Genomic DNA, 21,656 nt, shown 5'->3' on the forward strand with positions numbered 1-21,656 from the left:
GTTCCAGGTGGGGATCGCCTTCGGTCAGTTCGCGCGCCTTTTCGTTAAGCGCCTCGCGCTGGCGGATCACGGTCCAGCGCCCGGCCTGCTGGCGCTGTTCCATGGTCAGGCGGCGCAGTGCCGACCAGGTCTGGAATGCCGGGTCCGCCAGCATCGCCTTGCGCGCCTCATGCCGGTTGGCGATCGGCCTTCCGTGGGCGGCGGCAAAGGCTGGTTCGACCCGCGATTCGTAAGCGGCGCGCACCCCCGGTACGACTCGCGCGGCGAGGTGTCGGTTCATCTGGGCGAGGTAATTTATCCGCTCGATCTCGTCATGGCTCGTCTCCGGAAACAGCGCATGGCGGCCGATTGCGCGATAATCGGGCGGTCCGTCATAGCCGGCTGCCGGGTTGTTTTTCCGAACGGCGGTCACTGTCAGGCTCCTTGATTGCATGTCTTGCGGCAATTCCTACCGCGGAAACGGTCATCACGTGGGAGGTATCATGCGGGTCATCGCATTGTTCAATCTGAAGCCGGAAGTCTCGCCAGACGAATATCTGGCCTTTGCGCGGGAGCTTGACCTGCCCACCGTCAACGCCCTGTCATCCATCGATTCCTTCCGCGTTTTCAAAAGCACCGGGCTGCTTTTCAGCGAGGGCGCGCCGCCTTATTCGCATATCGAGATCATCGACATAAATGACATGGATCAATTCGGCCGCGATGCTTCCAGCGAGGCGATGCAGGCGATTGCGGCCAAGTTTCAGGCGATGGCCGATGTGATCTTCCTGGCCACCGAAGAAGTGACCGCGTGAGGCTGGCAGGCAAAGTCGCGGTCGTCACCGGGGCTGGACGCGAGGCAGGTCTCGGCGCGGCGATTGCCCGGCGGCTGGCGGCAGAAGGCGCGGCGGTGGTCATTTCCGACATTGGTGGTTCGCGCGATGCGGCTACGCCCGAAGCGATGATCGGCGGAACAGCGGAAATGCAGGCAATTGCCGCCTCGCTGCCGCATGGCGGGTCGACTTTCGTCTGCGATGTGCGCGATCCCGAGTCAGTCAGGGCGCTCGCCGATCATGCCGTGGCAGCGCACGGTTCGCTCGACATCTGGGTGAACAATGCCGGCATCGGCTACATCATGAAGCCGCTGGAAGAGGTCTCGCCCGACGATTGGCGCGCGGTCATCGATGTGAATTTGACCGGCGCATGGTTCGGCTTGCAGGCCGCAGCCGAGGTAATGTTGCGGCAAGGCAAGGGCGGTAGGATCGTCAACATCGCCAGCCAGGCAGCCAAGAGCGGCTTTCCCCACGCGCAGGCCTATACCGCATCGAAGCACGGACTGGTCGGTCTGACGCGGTCAGCCGCGATTGAGTTGGGTGGCCACGGAATTACAGTCAACAACGTCTGCCCGAACCACGTGACGACCGGACTTGGGGCTTGGCAGAACGCCCATTTTGCCGAGCTGCAGGGCAAGACGGTGGAACAGTACATGGCCGATATGGCCGCGCGAATTCCGCTGGGCCGGCCGGGCCTGCCCGGCGACACGGCGGCGGCGGTCGCCTTCCTGTGTTCGGACGACGCCGCCTATATCACGGGTGAAAGCATGAACGTCTCTGGCGGGGAAGAACCCCATTGAGCGACGCCGCCGAACGCCTGATCGATCACGCGCTGGGCCTGCACTGGGAGGCGATTCCTAACGGTGCGCGCATGGCTGCTCAGGCCTTCCTGCTTGATAGCCTTGCGGTTGGTGCTGCGGGGCGCAACGCCGCTCATGCGGACAGTGTGCTGGCCATGGTGCAAGGCTGGGGTGAGGGCGGCGCGGCGGGCGTGCTTGGTCGGTCAGACCTGAAACTGCCCGCGCCTTCCGCGGCTTTCGTCAACGCCTTCCAGATTCACGGGCAGGAATATGACTGTGTGCATGAGGCGGCGGTGCTGCACCCGATGGCGACGGTCCTCTCCGCCTTGCTTGCCGAACTGGCGCGCGGAGCGGCAGTGGACGGGCGCACGTTCATGACCGCCATCGTCGCCGGCGTGGACGTGGCGGTGACGCTCGGCCTTGCCGCCCCCGGAGCGCTGACATTCTTCCGCCCTGCAACCGCCGGCATCTTCGGCTGCGTGGCCGCCATCGCCAGCCTGCGCGCCATGCCGCGCGAGCAAGCTCTCGATGCCTTTGGTCATGCGCTGGCCTTTGCGTCGGGCACGATGCAGGCCCATGTCGAGGGCAAGCCAGCCCTGCCGGTGCAGGTCGCCAATGCGGCGCGCGGCGCCTTGGTTGCGGTCGATCTCGCACGAGCCGGAATGCCCGGAATTCGTGGCACGGTGGAGGGTCCGTTCGGCTACCTCTCGATGCTCGAAGGCGAAACGGCGCTGGCTCCCGCGCTCGCGAAACTGGGGCAGGGGCACCGGATCGAGGAGGTCAGCTGGAAGCCGTTCCCCACCGGACGCGCCGGCCACGGCGGCATTGGCGCGGTGCAGAAGCTGAAGGCAAAGGGCCTTTCCATCAGCAATCTCGCTCATCTCGAATACCGCGCGCCACCGCTGATTCACCGGCTGGTCGGGCGGCCCGCGCATGGCAACATGGCCCCCGGCTACGCGCGGCTGTGCTTGCCCTATCTCGCTGCCGTTACCTTGACGCGCGGCACAGTTTCGCTGTCGGATTTTGGCGCGGAATCGCTTCAAGATCCTGAGCTTCTGGCGCTGGCCGCCAAGGTCGAAGTGGTGATCGATGGCAACCCGGATCAGGCCGCCTTTGTCCCAACCATGGCAACAGCACAGCTTTCCGACGGGTCAATGCTCACCGAAGCCGTGCCCGCGCTGCTCGGATCACCCAGCTGTCCGCTGAGCCGGTCCGAACAGGAGATCAAAGCCGCTGCCTGCCTTGCTTTTGCGGGTCATTATGACCGGCTGGAGAACCTGCTCCACGCTGTCGATACCCTTGCCGATGCGCCAGATGCGCTCGCAACAATTCGCGCCAGCGGGGTGATGACATGACCCTGCTGCGCTGCGCCACTTTGGTCGTCGAGGACATTGACGCAGCGACAGCCTGCTATGCCGAATGGCTAGACTATTCCATGGTCGAAAGCGGCACAATCCCCGCACATCTCGCCGCCGCATGGCAGGCCCCGGCCAGTGCCGGCAAGCGCTATGCCGTGATGGAGCCGCAATCCGGCGAGCCAGTCTTCCTGAGGTTTGTTGAGGGCGATCCGGTGCCGGATTACCTGCCTATCCGCACTTATGGCTGGGCTGCGACCGAGATCTGCGTCACCGATGTCGAAGCGGTCCATCAGCGGATGCTTGCCAGCCCCTTCGAAGTCATCGGCCCGCCGCGCCCGCTGGATGGCTACGCGACGATCAAGCCGATGCAGGTGCGCGGACCCGAGGCGGAAATCGTCTACCTCACCGAGTTCGCCAGAGACGATCCGGCTTTGGCCCTGCCGCAGCCGAAGACCTTGATCGACCGGCCGTTTATTATGGTCCATGCCTGCCGCGATCTGAACGCTGGCCTCGTCTGGCTGCGTGATGTGCTGGGACTGCAGGCGATCGATCCCGTCTCCATCCGTTACACCATGATCGAGCGCGCTTTTGACCTGACGCCCGAAGACAAAACCGCGATCACCACCGCGCAATGGCCTGGCGGCGAGACTTTCCTTGAATTCGACCAGTACCCTGAGGCCGCGAAAGATCGCCCGAAGCATCTGGGCGCGCTGCCGCCGGGGGTGGCGATTGTCACCATGCTGCACCCCGAATTGGCGCGGTTGGAGGGGCATTGGTTGTCGCCGCCAGTCCGCCGCGAAGGTCCGCTTTATGAAGGTCGCACTGTCGGTGTCCTGCAAACCCCTGAGGGTGCCTTGCTGGAGGTGATCGATGCTGGCTGAACCCGTGATACGCCGCCGATTTGCCGATCTCGCTCATGGTCAAGTCCACTACCGCGAAGCGGGTGAGGGCGACGCGCTGTTGCTGCTCCACGGTTCCCCCGGCAGCTCGCGGCAACTGGTGCGGCTTATTGCCCGTTTTGCCCCCGCCATGCGCGTGATCGCGCCCGATACGCCAGGCAATGGCGATAGCGAACCGCTGCCGATCGACGCGCCGACGATTGCCAATCTCGCCGCCGTCGCGCTCGAATTCATGGACCGGGCGGGCATCGCCTCGGCCCATGTCTATGGCAGCCACACCGGCTCGGCGATCGGCGCGGAACTGGCCTTGCTGGCGCCCGATCGCGTGCGCTCGCTGGTTTATGACGGCGTCGGGCATTGGGAAGGCGAGGTTTTGGCCGACATCCTTGCCAACTACGCCCATCCCTTCACGCCTGACACGCAAGGCGAGTACCTGAAAAGGGCGCTCGACTTCTGCCAGAACCAGTATCTGTTCTACCCGTGGTATCGCCGCGTTGAGGAAGCCCGCCGCACCGGGGGGCTGCCGCCGGCCGAGGATTTCCACGCGCTGTTCATCGAGGTGATGAAGGCAGCCACCACTTTCCACCGCAATTACCGCGCCGCGTTCCAGTGGAATGCACGCGGGCGGCTGCCGTTGGTGACATGCCCGGCGCTGTTCATGGCGAGTGTGAGCGATCCACTGTTTGAAGACACCGCCGCGCTCGCCGGCGAAAGCCATTTCACCGCCCTGCCGCCGCTGACCGATCCAGCCTACTCCGGTGCTCGGCAGGCCGCCATGACCCACTTTTTCGCCACGGAAGTCTGATAAATGGACCACATTCTCGCGTTGTTGACGCTGCTGCATCTGCTGGTGCCGATCTACTGGCTAGGCGGCGATCTTGGCACTTTCCTGTCGGGGCAGGTGCTCAAGAATCCGGCCTATAGCCCAGAGGAACGCCTGCTGGCGCTCAAGATCCTGCTCAACTGCGACATGGGCCCGCGTACCGCGCTGATCCTTGCCTTTCCGACCGGGTTTGCCCTTGCCGTGGCCAAAGGCTGGCTGGCAGCTCCGGGCTGGGCGGTCGCGCTGATCTGGCTGGCTGGCCTCGCGTGGCTGGCGATTGCCTGGGCGATCCACCTCAAGCACGGGCCTGCGGCCAATCCCTATCGCAAGGTGGACACTCTGATCCGGCAGGTCGCACTTGCCGCGCTGTTGGCTGCCGGAATTGCCGGATTGGCCGGAGCGCTCGCTCTACCAAAGTTCCTCGCCATCAAACTGCTGCTGCTCGCTGCCGGGATCGCGCTCGGGCTGCTCATCCGCCGCCAGCTTGCGCCGCTGTTCCCCGCCGTCGGTGCCTTGCGTGCCCATGGCGCGACCGAGGGCACCAACGCAGCCATCGCCGGCGTGCTTTCACGCACAACCAGAAGCGTCATGTGCATCTGGGCCATTGTCCTGCTTGCCAGCCTTGCCGGCATCGCCACACCGCTTTGAATACTGGAGTCAGACCCTTGCAACAGCACCGCACCGTCACCGGCCGCATCCTTTACACCTCGCGCAAACCGGGCCGCGAAGGCGAAGAGCGCGGGCGCGAATTCTTCACCTGGACGCACCATTCCGATGGCAAGAAAACCCTGCGCGCGCGCTGCGAGATCGACGAGCCCGATCCCACGGTCCACCGCGACATCGTCTATTCGCTCGATGAGAATGACGTGCCGATGGATCTGTTCGTCCGCCTCACCGTGGGCGACAGGTTCATGGGCTCGGGCTGGATCCGCAATGCCGGCGATTATATCGAATGCGAGAGCTATGGGCCGTCGATTGGCCGCGTCTCGCAAAAGCTGCCAGTGACGGGCGAGTTTGACGGCTTCGGCACCCACCCCATCGTGGCGGATGCCTATAACGCGCGGCGCATCGACCGGTCGAAAGGCCCGCATGCGCGCAAGTTCCGCTGCTTCCTGCCATCGCCTGATCACCGGGGCGCAACCCCGCCGTTTCTGGCGGAATCGCTGATGCAGCTAGGCTATATCGGCGAGGAAACAGTCACCGTTGCCGCCGGGACTTTCGATTGCTGGAAGTTCGAATGGAGCGATCCGCACGGCGGCATGGTCAATGCCAACGGAGCACATCCGCCTTACGAAATGTGGGTGACTGCCGACGACGACGCCTTGTTTGTCCAGGGCGGCGTCGGCGGGTATATGCAGACCTGGTATGAACTGGTTGAGCTGACGCGTTGAACGCACACCTCCGTCAGCGCTTCGCGCCGCCACCTCCCCATTTGCACCTTGCGGCGAAGATGGGGAGGATCTTTGGGGTCAGTCCAGTTTGATCAGCACCTTGCCGACATGCCCGCCTGACTTGAGGTAGGCATAGGCGTCACGTGCTTCATCGAAGGGGAAGGTGCGGTCGATCACCGGCTTGATGCCGTTGGCGGCAATGCAGTCGACAAGGCCAGCGAGCATGGCGCGGCTGCCCTCAGTGATGCCCTTGATGACCAGATTTTTGCCGATAATGCCGCCGTAATTGGGCAGCGGGCCATCGGCGGAACCGACCGCGATCAGCACGATCCGCCCATTGGCGGCGGCGGCGTTGATCGATAGCGGAAGCGTGCCTTGACCACCGGTCTCGGCGATGATGTCTGCCCCGCGTCCGCCAGTCTGGCGCAGCAGTTCGGCGGCCCAGTCTGGGTGCTCGGCATAGTTGACCGTGAAGTCCGCGCCCAGCTTGCGGGCGAGGTCCAGTTTTTCATCGCTCGACGAGGTGATGGCCACCTGGGCGCCGTGAGCCTTGGCAATCTGCAGCGTCCAGATGGCAACTCCGCCGGTGCCGAGCGCGAGGACGAGGTCGCCCGGCTTGACCTGTCCGACCGCGACCACCGCGTTCCACGCCGTCACCGCTGCCGAAGCGAGAGGGGCGGCCTGCTCGTCGGACAGGCCCTCAGGCACGCGGACCAGAGCAGAGGCGGGAACCTTGACGTATTCGGCCAGCCAGCCGTCATGGGTGATACCGACATCGTGGCCGAAGGCGCTCATGGCGAAGGCGCCGTCGATCCACGTGGCGAAATGCGCGAAGACGGCGCGGTCGCCCACAGCGATGCCTGTCGCACCTTCGCCCAGCGCGACAACTTCGCCGACGCCTTCGGAAGTGGGCACGCGCTCGGCCGCCTTTTTCGCGCCGTAGCGGCCTTCGATGACTTGCACGTCACGGTTGTTGAGGCCGACCAGCCGCACCTTGAGCACGGCCTCGCCGGGGCCGGCAACCGGATCAGGACGAGCGACTTCCGTCAGGGCGGAAATACCGTCCTGCGCGCCGATTTCATATGCTTTCACGTGGTGCTCCCGAAGCTGTCGATGATGTCCGCGCCGCGCGCGAACCAGGTGTTGTTGCGTGCTGCCAGTTCGGCAAGCAGGCGTTCGAATGTGTCCATCCGGTAAGGCAAGCCGGTGATGTAGGGCGTCAGATGCAGCGGCAGCATCCGCCCGCCGCCGCTTTGCGCGGCCTCGTTCGACAGCCAGTCATGTGCGTCGAGGACCTGTTCGGCGTAGCTGTCGATGGTCTGCTGCTGGACGTTCAGGATCTGCCGGTCGGACAATTCGTGGTTCAGTGGCAGGTTGATCAGGCCGTTGTTGAAGGTCCACGGCAGTTCGTCATTCGCCCAGTCGCAGCAATATTCAACGCCTGCCTCTTTCAGCAGGTCCGCCGTGGCAAAGCTTTGCGAGCGGGCGATGGAGAGCCAGCCGCGCGGACGGGTGCCGGTGGCCTGCGTCAGGGTGTCGAGCGAGTGCGCGATCAACGCAGCTTCATACTCGCGGGGAAGGGTGGAGGCGATGGTGCCGTTCATGTCGGTCGAATGGGCGATGATCTCGTGACCGGCTTCTGCGATGTCCTGCACTAGCGTTGGATAGCGCTCGGCAATTGCGGCGTTGACGGCGAAGCTGGCAGCGATCCCGGCCTTCGCGAAGGCATCGAGCAGGCGGTAGACGCCGACCCGGTTGCCATAGTCGCGCGCGGTATAGTGGCGGTAATCCGGATAGGCCGTCTGCATGTGGCCGGGCGCGCGGAAAGGCTTGTCCGCCGGGGTGATCGGGAACCACTCGACGCTTACGCAGAGCCAAACGGCGAGAGTCTTGCTTCCTGGCCAGTGCAGCGACGGGCGACTGTGCAGCGGGGCATAGGGATAGAGGTCGTGATCGTACCCGGCGCGGCGGCGCGGGTATTCGAGATAGCTGGGATCAAGCGTCACTGCGCAGCCCTCCACGCATCGGCAATTTCGCCGGAAGTGGTTGCCCATGCCCGCCCATCGGCAGCGATGTGGCGGAGCACTTCCTCGAAGGCACCAATGCGGTGCGGCTGGCCGATCAGGTAGGAATGGAGCGGGATGCACATCACTGTGCCGCTCGGCTCGTCCGCCAGGCGTTCGAACTGGCGGATCAGCGTGCGGGCATACTCGCGCGGGCTCATATTGTAGATGAAGAAGCCGTAGTGATCGTTGACTTCAAGGCTGTAGGGCATCGAAATCAGATCGCCGCTGGCCGTGTTCACGCGGAATGGCTGGTCGTCGTGATAGAGGTCGCAGGTGTAATCGAGCCCGTATTCGGCGATCAGATCCAGCGTGCGCGGGGTATGCGTGAGCGCGGGGGCGAGCCAGCCGCGGATCGTCTGCCCGGTCGCCTCGCGCACGGTACTGATCGAATCCTCGATGATCGCGCGTTCCTGCGCTTCATCCATGCCGTAGGAATAGCGCGTGTTGTAAATGCCGTGGCTGAAGAACTCCCACCCGCGCGCATTGGCGTCGGCGACGACTTCGGGGTGGTGCTGGCACAGCGCAACGGACAGCGAAACCGAGCCGGGAAAGCCGTGGCGCGTCATGACCTCGGCCATGCGCCAGTGGCTCACCCGGTTGGCATGGTCGCGGTGGGAGTAGCCGACAACGTCCGGTTGCGGTATGGCCCAAGCCTTGCGGTGCGGGTTCAGAGGCGGATCGATCTCGTAATATTCGAGGTTGGGCGAAACCCAGACCGCCACCTTCTTGCCGCCCGGCCATTGAAACGGTTTGCGGCCCCGATAGGGAACGTAATCGTAGAGGCCGGGATCAGCCGCACCCTCTTGCATTACCGCGCCTCCAGCCAGTCGATCACGGTCTGCACCGGTTCCACGTCGGCATATTTCAGCTGCAGATCGGTGAGGTTGGCGAAGTGATAGGATTCATGCTTGTCAGCGCAGGTCTCGATCGGGACGATGGTGCGATAACCGCGTGACAGTGCATCCACCGCCGTCGCCCGGATGCAGCCGGACGTGCTGCCGCCGGTAATCACCACGGTATCGACCTTGTGCCAAACCAGCAGGCTTTGCAGCGGCGTTTCGAAGAAGGCCGAGGGCATGCGCTTGGTATAGATCATGTCGGCTGGATCGATCTTGCAGCGATCATCGAAGGCGTGGCGGTCGCTATCGTATTTGATGTTCTGCAGCGAATCCGGCGTGTTGGTGCGCGTACCCCAGACGCCTGCGTCGCTCGCGTCCTCCGCATAGGCGACGTGGGTCCAGATCACCGGCATGCCGCGCGAACGGGCGAGGGCCGAGATCGTGTTGGTATGCTCGATTTGGCGCGGATCGGTCTCGTAGGCAGTCTTGTAGCGGTCGATCCGGGTATAGGCGTTCTGGAAATCGACATTCACGATCGCCAGCTTTTCGCCAAAGCCGAACTTGGTGCGCGCCGAATTGGCCATGACCTCTTCGAACAACTGCCTCGCGGTCTTGCCGTCGCTGACCATGCGGGTGCCGATGATCTCGCTCATGCTGCGTCCTCCTCAAAGCGGGGATAGCGGCCAAGCAACAGGAACAGCGCAGCGGCCAGTGGCAGGGCGATGGCCGAGGTCAGCAGCGCCGGACCATAGCCCTGCGTCACGTCCCGAATCCGCCCGAAAACCAGCGGCGCAATGCCTGATCCCAGCGCGAAGAAGACATAAAGGATGGAGTAGAGCCCCGAATAGGCCTTCAGCCCGAAATAGCGCGAGGTGAGGTATGCCAGCACATCGTATTCAATGCCCAGCGCGAAGCCGATCATCAGGATGGCGAAGGCGGCGGTTGAGGCATCGTAAGTGCCTTGAGACAGCACCCAACAGGCCACACTCGGCAGACCCAGGATGACGAATGCCACGGCCGGCGCCCAGTATCTGTCGAGCAGCAGGCCACCAACGATCCGCCCGGCGATGGCAGAAAGCCCGATCAGCGGGGTAAGCGACAGGATCGTCGCAGAATCGAGGCCTCGGTCCTTGAGGATGCCTTCAAGGTTCGGCACCGGTCCGCCCAAAGCGAAGGAAACGATCAGCATGGCCAGCGCGATGATCCAGAACCGCTTTCCCCGCAGCGCCTCGCCGCGGGTGAGGCCGGTCAGTTTCTCTGCCGGAGCCAGGTGCTGCGCTGCTTCGCCGGCCGGCTCGCGGAACCAGGCAATTGCAATGGGCAGTGCCAGAACCAGCGGAATTGCCCCGATTGCGGCATAGCCCGCGCGCCAGCCCCAATCGCCGATGATCCATGCAAGGTAAGGCTTGCACAAAATGCCGAAGATGCCGGTGCCGGACATCGCCAGCCCCAGTGCGATGCCTCTGCGCTTGTCAAACCAGCGATTTACCGTGCGCGTGAACGTGATCGGCAAGGTTCCCGAACCGATCAGCGCGATCACGCCCCAAGTAACGTAGAACTGCACCAGCGAGCCTCGGAGCAAGGCCATCGACATGAATGACAGTCCGAACAGCACGATCGAGCCGAGCGCGACCGGCCGCGTCCCGTAGCGCTCCGAAAGCGCGCCGGCGAGTGGAGCGCCGACCACCACGGAAAATGTCGTGATCATCAACCCGGCCATGACTTCCGCCACGGACCAGCCAAATTCGGCAATCAGGTGCGGAGCGAAAACGCCCATGGTGTAGAACGGCAGCGGCGAAAGCCCGCAGCCGATGCCGATCAGGGCAGCCGCGACAACGCGCCAGCCTTGGCTGAATTCGCCCTGCTTCTCGGAGGAAACTGCCGCTGTTGTCGCCATGGATTCGCTCGCCCTTGTCGTTGAGACCAGCAAGGAGTCCCGGGCCTTTCAGACAATCTCCTCGCCCGGCCAATCCGCACAGCGGATAGCGGACCTCGCTGCGTTGTTCGTGCGGGGGGCGGGTCCAGACTCCGTGCATGCAGCTTACCATCCCCCCTCATACTTCGCCTGATTCGCACGCTTGGCGAATTCGCCTCGGCTTCGCGATGGTGGGCAAAACTTTGTGCGACTTTCATGAGCGCAAGCGCCTGATAGCGAGCCTGGGCGCGGAGATCGGTGGCCGATTTTGCAAATTGATGGCCATTAAGCCGAGAGAGGTAATAGCATGAATGCTCGTGCTTTCGCGATTGTCCTGGCTTTGCTGGCCGCGCCTGCACTGTCAAAGCCGCGCGTGCTCCCGCCAGAGTCAGTCTGGCCCTCCGGTGTTCCGGGCGGGGCTGAGCTGGTCAAGGAAGAGTCGAACGCCGAAGACGTGTGGAACGTCACCACGCCGACCTATCAGGCCTTCCTTCCGCCTAAGGGCAAGGGCAACGGCGCGGCCATGATCATCGCGCCGGGCGGCGGGTTCCGTCTGCTATCCATGGCCAAGAGCCAGAAGGTGGCCGAATGGTTCGTCGAACGCGGTGTCGCGGCTTTTGTCCTCAAGTACCGGCTTGTCACTCGCCTGCCCGGCGAAACCCCGGCGGCCCAGCGCGACCGGCTCAACGCCACGATGCGCAGCGAGGATCGCGGCATCCGCGCTGCCGAGGATGGCATTCAGGCGCTGCGCCTGATCCGGGCCCGGGCCGGACAGTATGGCATCGATCCGCAACGCATCGGTGTCGTCGGATTTTCCGCCGGCGGCCATGTTGCCGGAATGATGGCGCTCGCCCCCGAACCGGAGCGGCCAAATCTGGTCGGGCTGATCTATGGCATGCCCTTCCTTACCCCGCCGCCGCCACTGCCGCCGGCCAATCTGCCGTTGCCTCCGGGCACGCCCAAGGAGCCATGGCTTCGCCCCGCACCGACGCCGGCACCGGGTGCGTTACCACCGCATTTCATGGTCGTTGCGCAGGATGACACCGCCGTCGGGAACGGCTTTCGCGACTATTACGACGCCCTCTACGCGGCAGGCTACCGGCCGGAAGCTCACATTTACGAGAAGGGCGGTCACGGCTTTGTCCTGAAGAAGCAGGGCCTCACCAGCGATTACTGGATCGACGAATTCTACTGGTGGATCCAGTCGCGCGGCTTCCTGAAAGCTCCTGCGGCGGCGAAGGCCTTTACCGACTGCAAGCTCGATTGCCCCGAGATGGTCCCCATCGCCCCCGGCAAATTTCGCATGGGCGCAGACGGCGGCGAAGAGGGCCGGCCCGAAGGTCCGCCGCACGATGTCACGATTGCCAAGCCCTTCGCGCTGGGCCGCTTCGAAGTGACCAACGCGCAATACGAACGCTTCATCGCCGATACCGGCCGCGTGCCGACCAAGGGTTGCCGTTCGTGGGATCGGAAGTCGAATTCCGTGAGCGAAGGTGCCGACGCCGATTTCCGCAAGCCCGGCATTGGCGCAGGTGAAGGCGCGCCGCAGATCCCGGTCGTCTGCGTCTCGTGGCGCGATGCCAAGGCCTATGTCGCATGGCTGGCGAAGAAGTCCGGCAAACCCTATCGCCTGCCTACCGAGGCCGAGTGGGAATATGCCGCCCGCGCCGGGTCGCAGGATGACTACCCATGGGGCAAGGACCCTGCCGCCGGTTGTGTCTGGGCCAATACGCTGGACAAGCGCGCGATTGCATCGGGGATGCTGCCCGCCTTTCAGGAGAAAGCGGGCGAGCCTGCTCATGCCCGCTGCGACGATGCACAGGCCGGTGCGTCGCCGGTAGGCAGCTACAAGCCGAACGCCTTCGGGCTTTACGACATGACCGGCAATATTTGGGAATGGACCGAGGATTGCTACGCCGCGCCATATGCGCCTGACGTGCCCACCGATGGCAGTGCCTATCAGGTAAACGGCGAATGCGCGCGCCGCGCCGTGCGTGGGGGTAGCTGGATGACCGTGCCCTTCCGCAACCGTCCGGCCTGGCGCGGGCGCGATCCGGAGGATCAGGTGAGCTGGATTTTCGGCATGCGCGTGGCGCGCGATCTTGATGCGAAGGGCCGATAAGTGATGGACGAAATTGCCAGGGTCGATCGGCGTGGACTGTTGCAGATGTTGGGGCTGGGGGCAGGCGCACTGGTGCTCGGCATCGGTCCGGCGCGCGCGCAGGCGAAAGGCAGCCAGTTCGGGGCAATCCTCGGCATTGGCAGTGACGGAGCGATCACGATTGTCTGCCCGTCCTCAGAAATGGGACAAGGGACGCAAGAGGCTCTGGCGCGCTTGATTGCCGAAGAACTCGACTGCGATTGGAGCAAGGTGACGATCCGCCAGCCATGGGCTGACCCGGCTTTCATTAATCCTGCCGCCAAGCGGCAGCTGACCGCGAATTCGATGACCGTGACTGGATACTTCCTGTCGCTTCGACAGCTTGGCGCGTCAGCGCGTGCTTCGCTAGTTGAAGCGGCGGCCAGCAAGCTTGGCGTTCCGGCAAGCGAGCTTGTCGCTGCCAACAGTCGGGTGCGTCACACGGCGACAAACCGGGTTTTGGGATATGGCGAGCTTGCGGAAGCCGCGGCGGCGCTGCCGCTGCGCGCCGACGTGGCGTTCAAATCAGCCAGCGCCTATGCCCTGATCGGCAAGAAGATGCCGCGAAAGGACCTTGAGGCCAAGGTGACTGGCCGGGCCGAATACGGCATCGATGTGCATGAGAACGGCATGTTGATCGCCGCACTGGCGCTTGCTCCGCACCGGCTGGCGGAATTCTCAGCGACCGGAATTGCCGAGGCCAAGGCTATGCCTGGGGTCAAAGCGGTCACGAAGGTGAACGGCGGTTATGCTGTGATCGCCGACAGCTTCTGGCGAGCGCGCAAGGCTGCCGAAAAAGTCATCGTGACGGCGAGCTCTTCGCCGATTGCCGGTCTCGACGATGCCAAGATCGCAGCGGCCATCACCAAGGCGTTCGACAGCGTTCCGGCCGAACCTTTTCCCGATGTCGACATCACCGTGTCGCCGCAGAAGTTCACGCCAGGCGATCCCGATGCCGTCGCCAAGGCGCTCGCAGCTGCGCCGCTCAAACTGGAAGCGGAATACTCGGTGCCATATCTTGCCCACGCCGCGTTGGAGCCGTTGTGCTGTTCGGCGCGGCTGAAGGATGGCGAGCTGCTGGTGCGCGGGCCGTTGCAAGCGCCAGAAGCCTCACGTGATCTGGCGGCGACGCGGGCCGGACTTGCCGTTGATAAGGTACGGGTCGAAATAACCTTCATCGGCGGCGGCTTTGGACGCAAATGGTCGACCGACTTCGTTGAGGTTGCGGTACAGGCTGCTCTCGCCGTGCCGGGCCAAATGGTCAAGACGATCTGGACCCGAGAGCAGGACTTCGCACAGGACGAATTCCGCCCGGCATTTGTTGCCCGCACTACCACCGGATTGGCGGCCGATGGTTCGATTCTTGCCATGGATTCTCGCATCGCCGGCGAGTCGGTCAACCGCTTCCACAAGCGCAAAGGGCCTCCTAGAATTGGCGATCCGACCGCTGCGGCCATGCTGATTTATGGCGCTTATGATTTTCCAAACAAGTTGATCCACTATCACCCCGCAGACCTCTCGATCCCAGTGGGTTTCTGGCGCAGTGTGACGCTGTCGCAGAACGCCTTTTTTGCGGAATCGATGATCGATGAAGCGGCTCGGGCAGCGAAGCGCGATTCGCTGGCTTACCGCAAGGCTATGCTGGCCAAGCACCCGCGTGCGCTTGCCGTGCTCGACAAGGTCGGAGTAATGATCGGCTGGGAGGCCAAGCGGGCAAGGGGCAAGGGACGCGGAGTTGCGCTGTCCTATGCAGACAACGCCTGGTGTGCCCAAGCGGTCGAGGTGTCAGTCAAGGGCAAGGCGCTGACGATTGAACGCATTGCCTGTGCCTTCGATTGCGGCCTTGCGATCGATCCGGCCAGTGTCGAAGCGCAGATATCCGGGGGTATCGTTTTCGGGCTGCAGGCGGCCTTGTGGGGAGAGACGCACTTCGCCGACGGGGCCGTGACCAGCGCGAACTTTTCGGATTACAGAATGCCCATTCTAGCGGATGTGCCGCGAATTGATGTGGCGCTCTTGCAAGGCTCTGAACGGCCCGGAAGTGTTGGTGAATCCAGCGTTCCGGGCATTGCTCCAGCACTTGCCAACGCCATTGTTGATGCCGGGGCCCCTCGTGTCCGCCGCCTGCCGATTGCCTCTACACTCGAGATAAAGGAGGCACGGGCATGACCGAGCTTACCGTGAACGGTCAAACCCATAGCGTCAGTGCTGATGCCGACACGCCACTGCTGTGGGTGCTGCGGGAAGACCTTGGCCTGGCGGGAACGAAATTCGGCTGCGGAGCAGGGCTCTGCGGCGCCTGCACGGTGCATCTTGATGGCGAGGCAACCCGTTCGTGCCAAGTGCCGCTCAGCGAGCTCGGCGCGCGCAAGGTCACGACAATTGAGGCCATCGGGGGCAGCGGGATCAACGCGGTTCAGTCCGCTTGGATCGCCGAACAGGTTCCGCAATGTGGCTATTGCCAGTCAGGCATGGTGATGGCGGCCACGGCGCTGCTCAAAGCGAATCCGCATCCCTCCGTTGCCGAAATCCGCGCAGCAATCACCAACATCTGCCGCTGCGGCACCTATCCGCGCATTATCGCCGCGATAGCGATGGCTGCTGGATAGGGGGCCTCCGGAGCAGCGCCTTACCTCAGAATTGGTTGAAGCCTCAGAACTGGTTGACGCCTCAGAACCGGTTGATCAGGTTCTCACACCATTCCTGCCGGCCAGACTTTTGCTTCGGCGCGGCGTTGCTCGATACGGCGCGGTCGGCGATTGCGGCGAGCGTCGTGCCTTCGGCATGGACCATCTGGCCAAGTTCGCCCTTCCAGCCGGCGTAACGCTCGGCGCGGAAGGTTTCGAGCTGGCCGTCCTCGATCACGGCAGCAGCCCGCAGCAGGCCCTTGGCGATCACGTCAACACCGCCGATGTGGCCGTGGAACAGGTCAGCCGCGTCGATTGACTGGCGGCGCACCTTGGCGTCGAAATTCCAGCCGCCATTGACGAGCCCGCCAGCGCGCAGGACTTCAAGCTGGGCGAGGGTGATTTCCTCGACCGAGTTGGGGAACTGGTCGGTATCCCAGCCATTCTGCGGATCGCCGCGATTGGCGTCGATTGAACCCAGAATGCCAAGCGCGCGGGCCATGGCGATTTCGTGTTCGAAGGTGTGGCCGGAAAGCGTGGCGTGGTTCGCCTCGATATTGACCTTGACCTCGTTCTCCAGCCCGAAGCGCTTGAGGAAGGCGTAAACCGTCTGCGTGTCGAAATCGTACTGGTGCTTGGTCGGCTCATGCGGCTTGGGCTCGATCAGGATCGTGCCGGTGTAGCCGATCCGGTGCTTGTGATCGACGACGAGGGACAGGAACCGGCCGAAGTTTTCCTGCTCCACGCCGATCTTGGTGTTGAGGATCGAATCGTAGCCCTCACGGCCGCCCCACAGCACGTAGTTCGCGCCGCCAAGGCGGTGCGTGGCCTCAAGCGCGTCACGCACCTGCAACGCTGCCCAGGAATAGATCTCCGGATCGGGATTGGTCGCCGCACCGGCCATATAGCGCGGGTGGCTGAACAGGTTGGCGGTGCCCCACAACAGCTTGCGGCCATGCTTGCCCTGCAGTTCCTCAAGGTGGTCGACGGCTTCGGCAAAGCTCTTGCGGAAATCGGTGACGCCATCGGCATCGGCCATGACATCGACGTCGTGGAAGCAGTAGAACGGCAGGTCGAGCTTCTCGACGAAGGCCAGCGCCGCCTCGCGCTTTTGCGCGGCGCGGGTCGCATCGTTCGGGCCGGCGTGCCACGGGCGCGAGAAAGTGCCCGCGCCGAACACGTCGCTGCCCGGCCAGCAGAAGGTGTGCCACATGCACACGGCAAAGCGCAGGTGGTCTTCCATGCGCTTGCCCATGACCACGCGGTCCTTGTCGTACCAGCGGTAGGCAAGGTCGCTCGTGCTGTCCGGTCCTTCGTAGCGGACGGTGTCGAACGGGGCGAAATAGTCGGCGGACATGGTGCTTCCTCTCAGATGGACGCGATCGCGGGATAGGCGGCGCGGAATTTTGCGAGCTTGGGGGCGAGCCGTTCGGCAAGGTCCGGGTCAGGCTCGATGATATGGGCGACGGGCGGCCGGGTGCAAACCTCTTCCGCGCTGGCTCCGGTCACGGCGATCTGGGCGAGTTTGGCTGCGCCCAAAGCCGGGCCGACTTCGCCGCCATCGAGGTAAGTCAGCCGCGCGCCCAGCGAAGCCGACAGGATCGTTCCCCAATAGCGCGAGCGGGCACCGCCGCCGATGACGCTCAGATTATCGACCTGAGTTCCCGCCTCGCGCAACACGGCAAGCCCGTCGGCATGGGCGAATGCCACGCCTTCGAGCACGGCGGCGGCAATGCGTCCCGGATCGCTTTCGTTGTCGAGCCCGAGGAACGCGCCGCGCAAGTGCGGATCGTTGTGCGGCGTGCGCTCGCCCGACAAGTAGGGAAGGAACAGTTCGGGGCCGGAGCAGGGGCCAGCGGCCTCGGCGGCAGCGAAGAAGGCCGGCACATCCATGCCGGTCAGCCGCGCGGCCCAGTCAATGCAGCTGGCGGCGGACAAGTGGACGCTCATCTGGTGCCACAAACCGGGCAGGCAGTGGCAAAACGCATGGACAGCGCTGGCCGGGTTGGGGCGGAATTCCGCAGTGGCGACGAAGATCACGCCCGAAGTGCCGAGCGAAAGCAGGGCGTCGCCATCGCGCACCACGCCTACGCCGGCAGCACCGCCGGCATTGTCTCCAGCTCCGGCAGCAACCGGAACCTGCGCCATGCCCCAGCGCGCGGCGACATCGGCGCGCAGCGTGCCGCTGACTTCGGTGCCTTCCATCAGGCGCGGCATGTGATCGCGCGTCAGGCCGGTCACAGCGAGCATGGCCTCCGACCAGTCGCGCGCCGCGCCATCGAGCCACAGCGTTCCGGCGCTGTCGGACATGTCGCCGGCCTTTTCGCCGGTCATGCACAGCCGCAGGTAGTCCTTGGGCAGCAGCACCGTGCGGACCGCCGCGAAGGTCTCGGGCTCATGCTTGCGGACCCATGCGAGTTTGGGCGCAGTGAAGCCGGGCATGGCGATATTGCCGGTAATCGCGCGAGTCCGGGGCTCGGCCGCCTCGATCTCCGCGCATTCTGCGAAGGAGCGCCCGTCGTTCCACAGGATGGCGGGGCGCAGCACCTTGTCGTCCGCGCCGAGCAAGGTCGCGCCGTGCATCTGGCCAGCGAGGCCCACGCCTTGAACCTTGGCGCGGCTGTCTTCGGGCAGGCCGAGAACAGCCGCTTCGGTGGCGCTCCACCAGTCGGCGGGGTCTTGTTCGGACCACAGCGGCCGCGGGCGAGAGACGCTGAGGGCGGCAGTCGCCTGCGCCACTACGCCGCCGCGCTCGTCGACGATGACCGCCTTTACCCCCGAGGTGCCGAGATCAATCCCCAGGAACATGGCGCGTTCAGGCCTTGTGATCCTCGAGGATGAGTTCGGCGGCGCGTTCTGCCACGGCCATCGCAGGGCCGTTGGTATTGCCCGAAACCGGCGTCGGCATGATCGAACAGTCGACCACGCGCAGACCGCCGATGCCGTGCACGCGGGTGCGCTCATCGGTCACCGAGGTGCGCAGGTCATTGCCCATCGCGCAGGTGCCGGTGCCGTGCAGGCCCGCTTCGACCATCTTGGCAAGATCGCTCAGAATTGCCGCTTCATCCTCAACCTCGGCGCCGGGCATCCGCTCGGCACCGATGAAGCCCGCAAGGGCAGGGTCGGCGGCGATTTTGCGGAACAGCAGGAACAGGTCCAGCGCCTTCTGCTGATCGTAGTGGTCAGACCAGATCGCGATGTCAATAAGCGGCGCGTCGCGATAGTCGGCAGAGGTGAGAGTAACGCTGCCGCGGCTGCGCGGGCGCAGGTGATAGCCGGAAAAGGTGAGCCCTGGCTTTGCCGTTATCGGACTGCCCGGCTGGGCGGCCATTTCGTTCACCGTACGCATGGCAAAGGGCGCGGCGGCGACCTGCAGGTCGGGCCATTCGGGGTTGCCCTCGCTCGAAATCAGGCCGGTGATCGGCATGCCGACGCGCGCCAGCGGGCCCGTGCCGGTGAGGAAATAGCGCATGGCATTGCGATAGAGCCGCCAGCCGATGAATTCGCGGTTGGTGCCGGGATGGCCGGGCAGATCGAATGACAGGCCGAACTTCTGGTGATCGGCAAGATTGCGGCCAACGGCTGGCAAATCGGCCAGCACGTCGATACCCAGTGCCTGCAGCGCCGCGCCGCCGCCGATGCCCGACAATTGCAGCAATTGGGGCGAGGAATAGACGCCGGCTGACATGATCACTTCGCCGCTGGCGGCCAGTGTCAGTTCCTGCCCATCGCGCTCGCAGACCACTCCGGTGGCGCGGCCATCGGCGATGGTCACGCGCTTGACGCGGGTCTGGGTGAAGATCGCGAGGTTGGCGCGCGACTTGATCGGCTTGACGAAGGCTTCATAGGCCGAGGCCCGCTTACCGCGCCGGTCAACGGTATATTGCGAGCGGCCTGCGCCGGTGATGCCGGGGGTGGTGATGTCGCTCACCCAGGGCATGCCCTGATGCGCGAAGGCAGCGGCGAGCGCGTCGAACACCGGCGAGGCATAGGTGGAGGGCGTGATCTGAAGTTCGCCGCCGCGTCCGCGCCCGGGATGCGCACCGGGATCGCGGTAATCCTCGAACCGGGCGAAGCAGCGGGCAATCTCGTCCCAGCCCCAGCCGGTCAGGCCGTGGTCGGCCCAGCCGTCATAGTCTGCCGGCATTCCGGGGAGATACCATGTGCCATTGATCGCAGAGGAACCGCCAAGGCCGCGGCCATAGACATGCATTTCCTTACGCCGGCCGGGCTGCTGCTTGACGGGGAAAGCACGGAAATAGGCGGGGTTGCCCATAATCTTCACGAAGCCGCCGGCCATCGAGATGAAGGGGTGCTGGTTGTCGCCCCCGTCCTCGATCAAGGCCACGCGGTTGCGCGGATCGGCGCTGAGGCGATTGGCGAGCACGCAGCCGGCCGAGCCGGCTCCGACTATGATGTAGTCGAACGTATCCATGGAGCTATCGGCATCCCTACCCAGAGTCAGAATAAGACCCACTGTTCTATTTTCTACAGCACGGGGCTTGACCGCCTGTCAAGCATCAATTAGAAATGATATTCTAATTTAGACGCAAGGGAGAGGAATGCGATGCTGCCGGTCGAACGAGTCATTGGCGAAGAGGGGCTCAGCGCCACATCCGAAGGGCTGAAGCTGGCCATGCGCCTGCCGTGGTATCGCTCGCTGCCGTTCTCGACCGTCGAAATTCCAGAATGCGCCATCGACGGCGAAGCGGTCGACCTGTCCAGCGCCATTGTGGAATACGACGGCGCGCGCTGGCCACTGGCAGAGCTTGGCGAACAGACCAACGCCTTCTGGTTCGTGCGTGACAGCGCCTTCCTGCTGCTTCCCGGTCGCACCGCCGAGCCCGGCAGCGAGCATAGTGTTTCGCTGACGGTCAACGTCAACCCGCCGTACATCCCCGGCATGAAGCGCGCCAACCCGCAGACCACCACGCTGCGCGTCAACTGAACATCCGGGAGGACCCGAAAATGACTAATGCAACCGGCCCCCAGGTGGGCGTAACGCTCTATTCCTTCACCAACGAATGGCTGACCCGCCAGTTCGATCTTGAAGGCCTGCTGCGCGAAGTCGCGAAGCGCGGGATGGGCCCCAATATCGAGATCATTGGCTTCCAGAACTTCAAGGAGTTCCCGGATGTGTCCGACGATTTCGCTGCCCGCTTCAAGGATATGGTCGCCGAAATCGGCCTCAATCCCGTGTCCTGCGCGATCAATTCGGACCGTTTCCTGAGGCCCGGCCAGCAGCCGATCGACGATGCCAGCCTTGTGGAATACCACAAGCGCCAGCTGCGTTCGGCCAAGAAGATGGGCTTCAGCCTCGTCCGCTATCAGTTCGCCCTTCCGGTCGAACTGCTGCCCCAGATCGCGCCCTATGCCGAAGAGCTCGACATCCGCATGGGCGTTGAAGTCCACGCGCCGATGTGGGCCGGCCACCCGGCGGTGCAGGCTTATGGCGATATGTATGACAAGCTGAACACCCCGGTGCTCGGCTGGATTCCGGACTTCGGCGGCACGGCCAGCCGCATCCCTGAATCGATGCTGGATGCCGCGCGCAAGACCGGTGCTGCTGAGAGCCTGCTCGACATGCTCAAGGAGATCTGGGTCGAACCGGGCATGAGCCACGAAAAGGCCGGCAAGCTGCGCGAATGGGGCCTCGCCAACGGCCATGCGCCGCTGCACATCCAGGCCGCCTGCCTCGCGTTCTTCATCCTTGCCAACCACGATCCCAAGAGCTGGGCTGCGATGGTCGACCGCACGATTCACATTCACGGCAAGTTCTATGGCGTGAGCGAGGACCTCGTCGAGGAAGCGATCGATTATCAGACAATCCTGCCGCTGTTCCGCGATGGCGGCTTTACCGGCACGCTGGTCAGCGAGTGGGAAGGCCATGCCTATGACACGCGTGATGCCTTTGAACAGGTCAGTCGACATCAGGCGATGTGCAAGGGTCTGTTCGCAGCTTGACGGGCAAGCCGACTGACACCGGACC

20 protein-coding genes and 1 pseudogene are annotated in these 21,656 nt (G+C 64.0%); 12 read left to right on the forward strand and 9 right to left on the reverse strand.

Features of this window, described 5'->3' with window-relative positions:
- A pseudogene (locus tag RMO89_RS10125) lies at positions 1–412 on the reverse strand (SAM-dependent methyltransferase); the annotation flags it as partial.
- A 70-nt stretch (positions 413–482) separates the two neighbouring features.
- Here RMO89_RS10125 and RMO89_RS10130 point away from each other — a divergent pair.
- From RMO89_RS10130 to RMO89_RS10160, 7 genes are read left to right on the forward strand one after another with little or no spacing between them, the layout of a single operon-like run.
- The gene (locus tag RMO89_RS10130; RefSeq protein ID WP_310532897.1) at positions 483–791 is read left to right on the forward strand and encodes an REDY-like protein HapK; all 309 of its coding nucleotides are present in this window, start codon (positions 483–485) and stop codon (positions 789–791) included.
- On the forward strand, positions 788–1,609 hold the full coding sequence (locus RMO89_RS10135) for an SDR family NAD(P)-dependent oxidoreductase (RefSeq protein ID WP_310532898.1): 822 nt from the start codon (positions 788–790) through the stop codon (positions 1,607–1,609). The genes RMO89_RS10130 and RMO89_RS10135 overlap by 4 nt, the downstream gene beginning before the upstream one ends.
- Positions 1,606–2,964 carry an MmgE/PrpD family protein gene (locus tag RMO89_RS10140; RefSeq protein WP_310532899.1) on the forward strand — a complete coding sequence of 453 codons (1,359 nt, stop codon included), beginning with the start codon at positions 1,606–1,608 and terminating at the stop codon, positions 2,962–2,964. Before RMO89_RS10135 ends, RMO89_RS10140 begins: the two co-directional genes overlap by 4 nt.
- The gene (locus tag RMO89_RS10145) at positions 2,961–3,848 is read left to right on the forward strand and encodes a VOC family protein (protein WP_310532900.1); all 888 of its coding nucleotides are present in this window, start codon (positions 2,961–2,963) and stop codon (positions 3,846–3,848) included. Before RMO89_RS10140 ends, RMO89_RS10145 begins: the two co-directional genes overlap by 4 nt.
- Positions 3,838–4,671 (forward strand): alpha/beta fold hydrolase, encoded by an 834-nt coding sequence (locus RMO89_RS10150; RefSeq protein WP_310532901.1) that lies wholly within the window; start codon positions 3,838–3,840, stop codon positions 4,669–4,671. Before RMO89_RS10145 ends, RMO89_RS10150 begins: the two co-directional genes overlap by 11 nt.
- A gap of 3 nt (positions 4,672–4,674) precedes the next feature.
- On the forward strand, positions 4,675–5,337 hold the full coding sequence (locus tag RMO89_RS10155; RefSeq protein ID WP_310532903.1) for a hypothetical protein: 663 nt from the start codon (positions 4,675–4,677) through the stop codon (positions 5,335–5,337).
- A 17-nt stretch (positions 5,338–5,354) separates the two neighbouring features.
- Entirely contained in the window at positions 5,355–6,080 is a 726-nt protein-coding gene (locus tag RMO89_RS10160; RefSeq protein WP_310532904.1) for a hypothetical protein, read from the forward strand.
- A gap of 78 nt (positions 6,081–6,158) precedes the next feature.
- Here the strand turns inward: RMO89_RS10160 and RMO89_RS10165 are convergent, their stop codons facing one another.
- From RMO89_RS10165 to RMO89_RS10185, 5 genes are read right to left on the reverse strand one after another with little or no spacing between them, the layout of a single operon-like run.
- Entirely contained in the window at positions 6,159–7,172 is a 1,014-nt protein-coding gene (locus RMO89_RS10165; RefSeq protein WP_310532906.1) for an NAD(P)-dependent alcohol dehydrogenase, read from the reverse strand.
- On the reverse strand, positions 7,169–8,086 hold the full coding sequence (locus tag RMO89_RS10170; protein ID WP_310532908.1) for a polysaccharide deacetylase family protein: 918 nt from the start codon (positions 8,084–8,086) through the stop codon (positions 7,169–7,171). Before RMO89_RS10170 ends, RMO89_RS10165 begins: the two co-directional genes overlap by 4 nt.
- Positions 8,083–8,955, reverse strand: coding sequence for a polysaccharide deacetylase family protein (locus tag RMO89_RS10175; RefSeq protein ID WP_310532909.1), 873 nt, complete (start codon positions 8,953–8,955; stop codon positions 8,083–8,085). Before RMO89_RS10175 ends, RMO89_RS10170 begins: the two co-directional genes overlap by 4 nt.
- The gene (locus RMO89_RS10180) at positions 8,955–9,638 is read right to left on the reverse strand and encodes an isochorismatase family protein (RefSeq protein ID WP_310532910.1); all 684 of its coding nucleotides are present in this window, start codon (positions 9,636–9,638) and stop codon (positions 8,955–8,957) included. Before RMO89_RS10180 ends, RMO89_RS10175 begins: the two co-directional genes overlap by 1 nt.
- The gene (locus RMO89_RS10185; protein WP_310532911.1) at positions 9,635–10,882 is read right to left on the reverse strand and encodes an MFS transporter; all 1,248 of its coding nucleotides are present in this window, start codon (positions 10,880–10,882) and stop codon (positions 9,635–9,637) included. The genes RMO89_RS10180 and RMO89_RS10185 overlap by 4 nt, the downstream gene beginning before the upstream one ends.
- A 325-nt stretch (positions 10,883–11,207) precedes the next feature.
- Here RMO89_RS10185 and RMO89_RS10190 point away from each other — a divergent pair, with 325 nt between their 5' ends.
- From RMO89_RS10190 to RMO89_RS10200, 3 genes are read left to right on the forward strand one after another with little or no spacing between them, the layout of a single operon-like run.
- On the forward strand, positions 11,208–13,022 hold the full coding sequence (locus tag RMO89_RS10190) for an SUMF1/EgtB/PvdO family nonheme iron enzyme (RefSeq protein ID WP_310532912.1): 1,815 nt from the start codon (positions 11,208–11,210) through the stop codon (positions 13,020–13,022).
- 3 nt (positions 13,023–13,025) lie between these two features.
- The gene (locus RMO89_RS10195; protein ID WP_310532914.1) at positions 13,026–15,209 is read left to right on the forward strand and encodes a molybdopterin cofactor-binding domain-containing protein; all 2,184 of its coding nucleotides are present in this window, start codon (positions 13,026–13,028) and stop codon (positions 15,207–15,209) included.
- On the forward strand, positions 15,206–15,649 hold the full coding sequence (locus tag RMO89_RS10200) for a 2Fe-2S iron-sulfur cluster-binding protein (RefSeq protein ID WP_310532915.1): 444 nt from the start codon (positions 15,206–15,208) through the stop codon (positions 15,647–15,649). Before RMO89_RS10195 ends, RMO89_RS10200 begins: the two co-directional genes overlap by 4 nt.
- Before the next feature lie 61 nt (positions 15,650–15,710).
- On the opposite strand, the gene xylA is transcribed toward RMO89_RS10200, so the two are convergent.
- From xylA to RMO89_RS10215, 3 genes are read right to left on the reverse strand one after another with little or no spacing between them, the layout of a single operon-like run.
- Positions 15,711–17,024, reverse strand: a complete 1,314-nt coding sequence (gene xylA / locus RMO89_RS10205; RefSeq protein WP_310532916.1) for a xylose isomerase — start codon at positions 17,022–17,024, stop codon at positions 15,711–15,713.
- Positions 17,025–17,035: 11 nt separating this feature from the next.
- Positions 17,036–18,475 (reverse strand): xylulokinase, encoded by a 1,440-nt coding sequence (gene xylB / locus RMO89_RS10210; protein WP_310532918.1) that lies wholly within the window; start codon positions 18,473–18,475, stop codon positions 17,036–17,038.
- Between the two features lie 7 nt (positions 18,476–18,482).
- Positions 18,483–20,102 carry a GMC family oxidoreductase N-terminal domain-containing protein gene (locus tag RMO89_RS10215; RefSeq protein WP_310532919.1) on the reverse strand — a complete coding sequence of 540 codons (1,620 nt, stop codon included), beginning with the start codon at positions 20,100–20,102 and terminating at the stop codon, positions 18,483–18,485.
- A 132-nt stretch (positions 20,103–20,234) separates the two neighbouring features.
- Between RMO89_RS10215 and RMO89_RS10220 the strand changes: the two genes are divergently transcribed.
- Together RMO89_RS10220 and RMO89_RS10225 are read left to right on the forward strand one after the other, a co-directional pair.
- Positions 20,235–20,615, forward strand: coding sequence for a DUF6379 domain-containing protein (locus RMO89_RS10220; protein WP_310532920.1), 381 nt, complete (start codon positions 20,235–20,237; stop codon positions 20,613–20,615).
- Between the two features lie 20 nt (positions 20,616–20,635).
- Positions 20,636–21,631, forward strand: a complete 996-nt coding sequence (locus RMO89_RS10225; RefSeq protein ID WP_310532921.1) for a sugar phosphate isomerase/epimerase — start codon at positions 20,636–20,638, stop codon at positions 21,629–21,631.
- The last annotated feature ends 25 nt before the right edge of the window (positions 21,632–21,656 follow it).

Source organism: Novosphingobium sp. (assembly GCF_031424035.1).
Lineage (GTDB): Bacteria > Pseudomonadota > Alphaproteobacteria > Sphingomonadales > Sphingomonadaceae > Novosphingobium.

What these genes read in the sequence shown, in the direction of transcription:
- RMO89_RS10130 (WP_310532897.1), top strand. Translation starts at nt 483, where the DNA reads ATGCGGGTCATCGCATTGTTCAATCTGAAGCCGGAAGTCTCGCCAGAC.
- RMO89_RS10145 (WP_310532900.1), top strand. Translation starts at nt 2,961, where the DNA reads ATGACCCTGCTGCGCTGCGCCACTTTGGTCGTCGAGGACATTGACGCA.
- RMO89_RS10150 (WP_310532901.1), top strand. Translation starts at nt 3,838, where the DNA reads ATGCTGGCTGAACCCGTGATACGCCGCCGATTTGCCGATCTCGCTCAT.
- RMO89_RS10155 (WP_310532903.1), top strand. Translation starts at nt 4,675, where the DNA reads ATGGACCACATTCTCGCGTTGTTGACGCTGCTGCATCTGCTGGTGCCG.
- RMO89_RS10175 (WP_310532909.1), bottom strand. Translation starts at nt 8,955, where the DNA reads ATGCAAGAGGGTGCGGCTGATCCCGGCCTCTACGATTACGTTCCCTAT.
- RMO89_RS10180 (WP_310532910.1), bottom strand. Translation starts at nt 9,638, where the DNA reads ATGAGCGAGATCATCGGCACCCGCATGGTCAGCGACGGCAAGACCGCG.
- RMO89_RS10185 (WP_310532911.1), bottom strand. Translation starts at nt 10,882, where the DNA reads ATGGCGACAACAGCGGCAGTTTCCTCCGAGAAGCAGGGCGAATTCAGC.
- RMO89_RS10190 (WP_310532912.1), top strand. Translation starts at nt 11,208, where the DNA reads ATGAATGCTCGTGCTTTCGCGATTGTCCTGGCTTTGCTGGCCGCGCCT.
- RMO89_RS10195 (WP_310532914.1), top strand. Translation starts at nt 13,026, where the DNA reads ATGGACGAAATTGCCAGGGTCGATCGGCGTGGACTGTTGCAGATGTTG.
- RMO89_RS10200 (WP_310532915.1), top strand. Translation starts at nt 15,206, where the DNA reads ATGACCGAGCTTACCGTGAACGGTCAAACCCATAGCGTCAGTGCTGAT.
- xylA (WP_310532916.1), bottom strand. Translation starts at nt 17,024, where the DNA reads ATGTCCGCCGACTATTTCGCCCCGTTCGACACCGTCCGCTACGAAGGA.
- xylB (WP_310532918.1), bottom strand. Translation starts at nt 18,475, where the DNA reads ATGTTCCTGGGGATTGATCTCGGCACCTCGGGGGTAAAGGCGGTCATC.
- RMO89_RS10215 (WP_310532919.1), bottom strand. Translation starts at nt 20,102, where the DNA reads ATGGATACGTTCGACTACATCATAGTCGGAGCCGGCTCGGCCGGCTGC.
- RMO89_RS10220 (WP_310532920.1), top strand. Translation starts at nt 20,235, where the DNA reads ATGCTGCCGGTCGAACGAGTCATTGGCGAAGAGGGGCTCAGCGCCACA.
- RMO89_RS10225 (WP_310532921.1), top strand. Translation starts at nt 20,636, where the DNA reads ATGACTAATGCAACCGGCCCCCAGGTGGGCGTAACGCTCTATTCCTTC.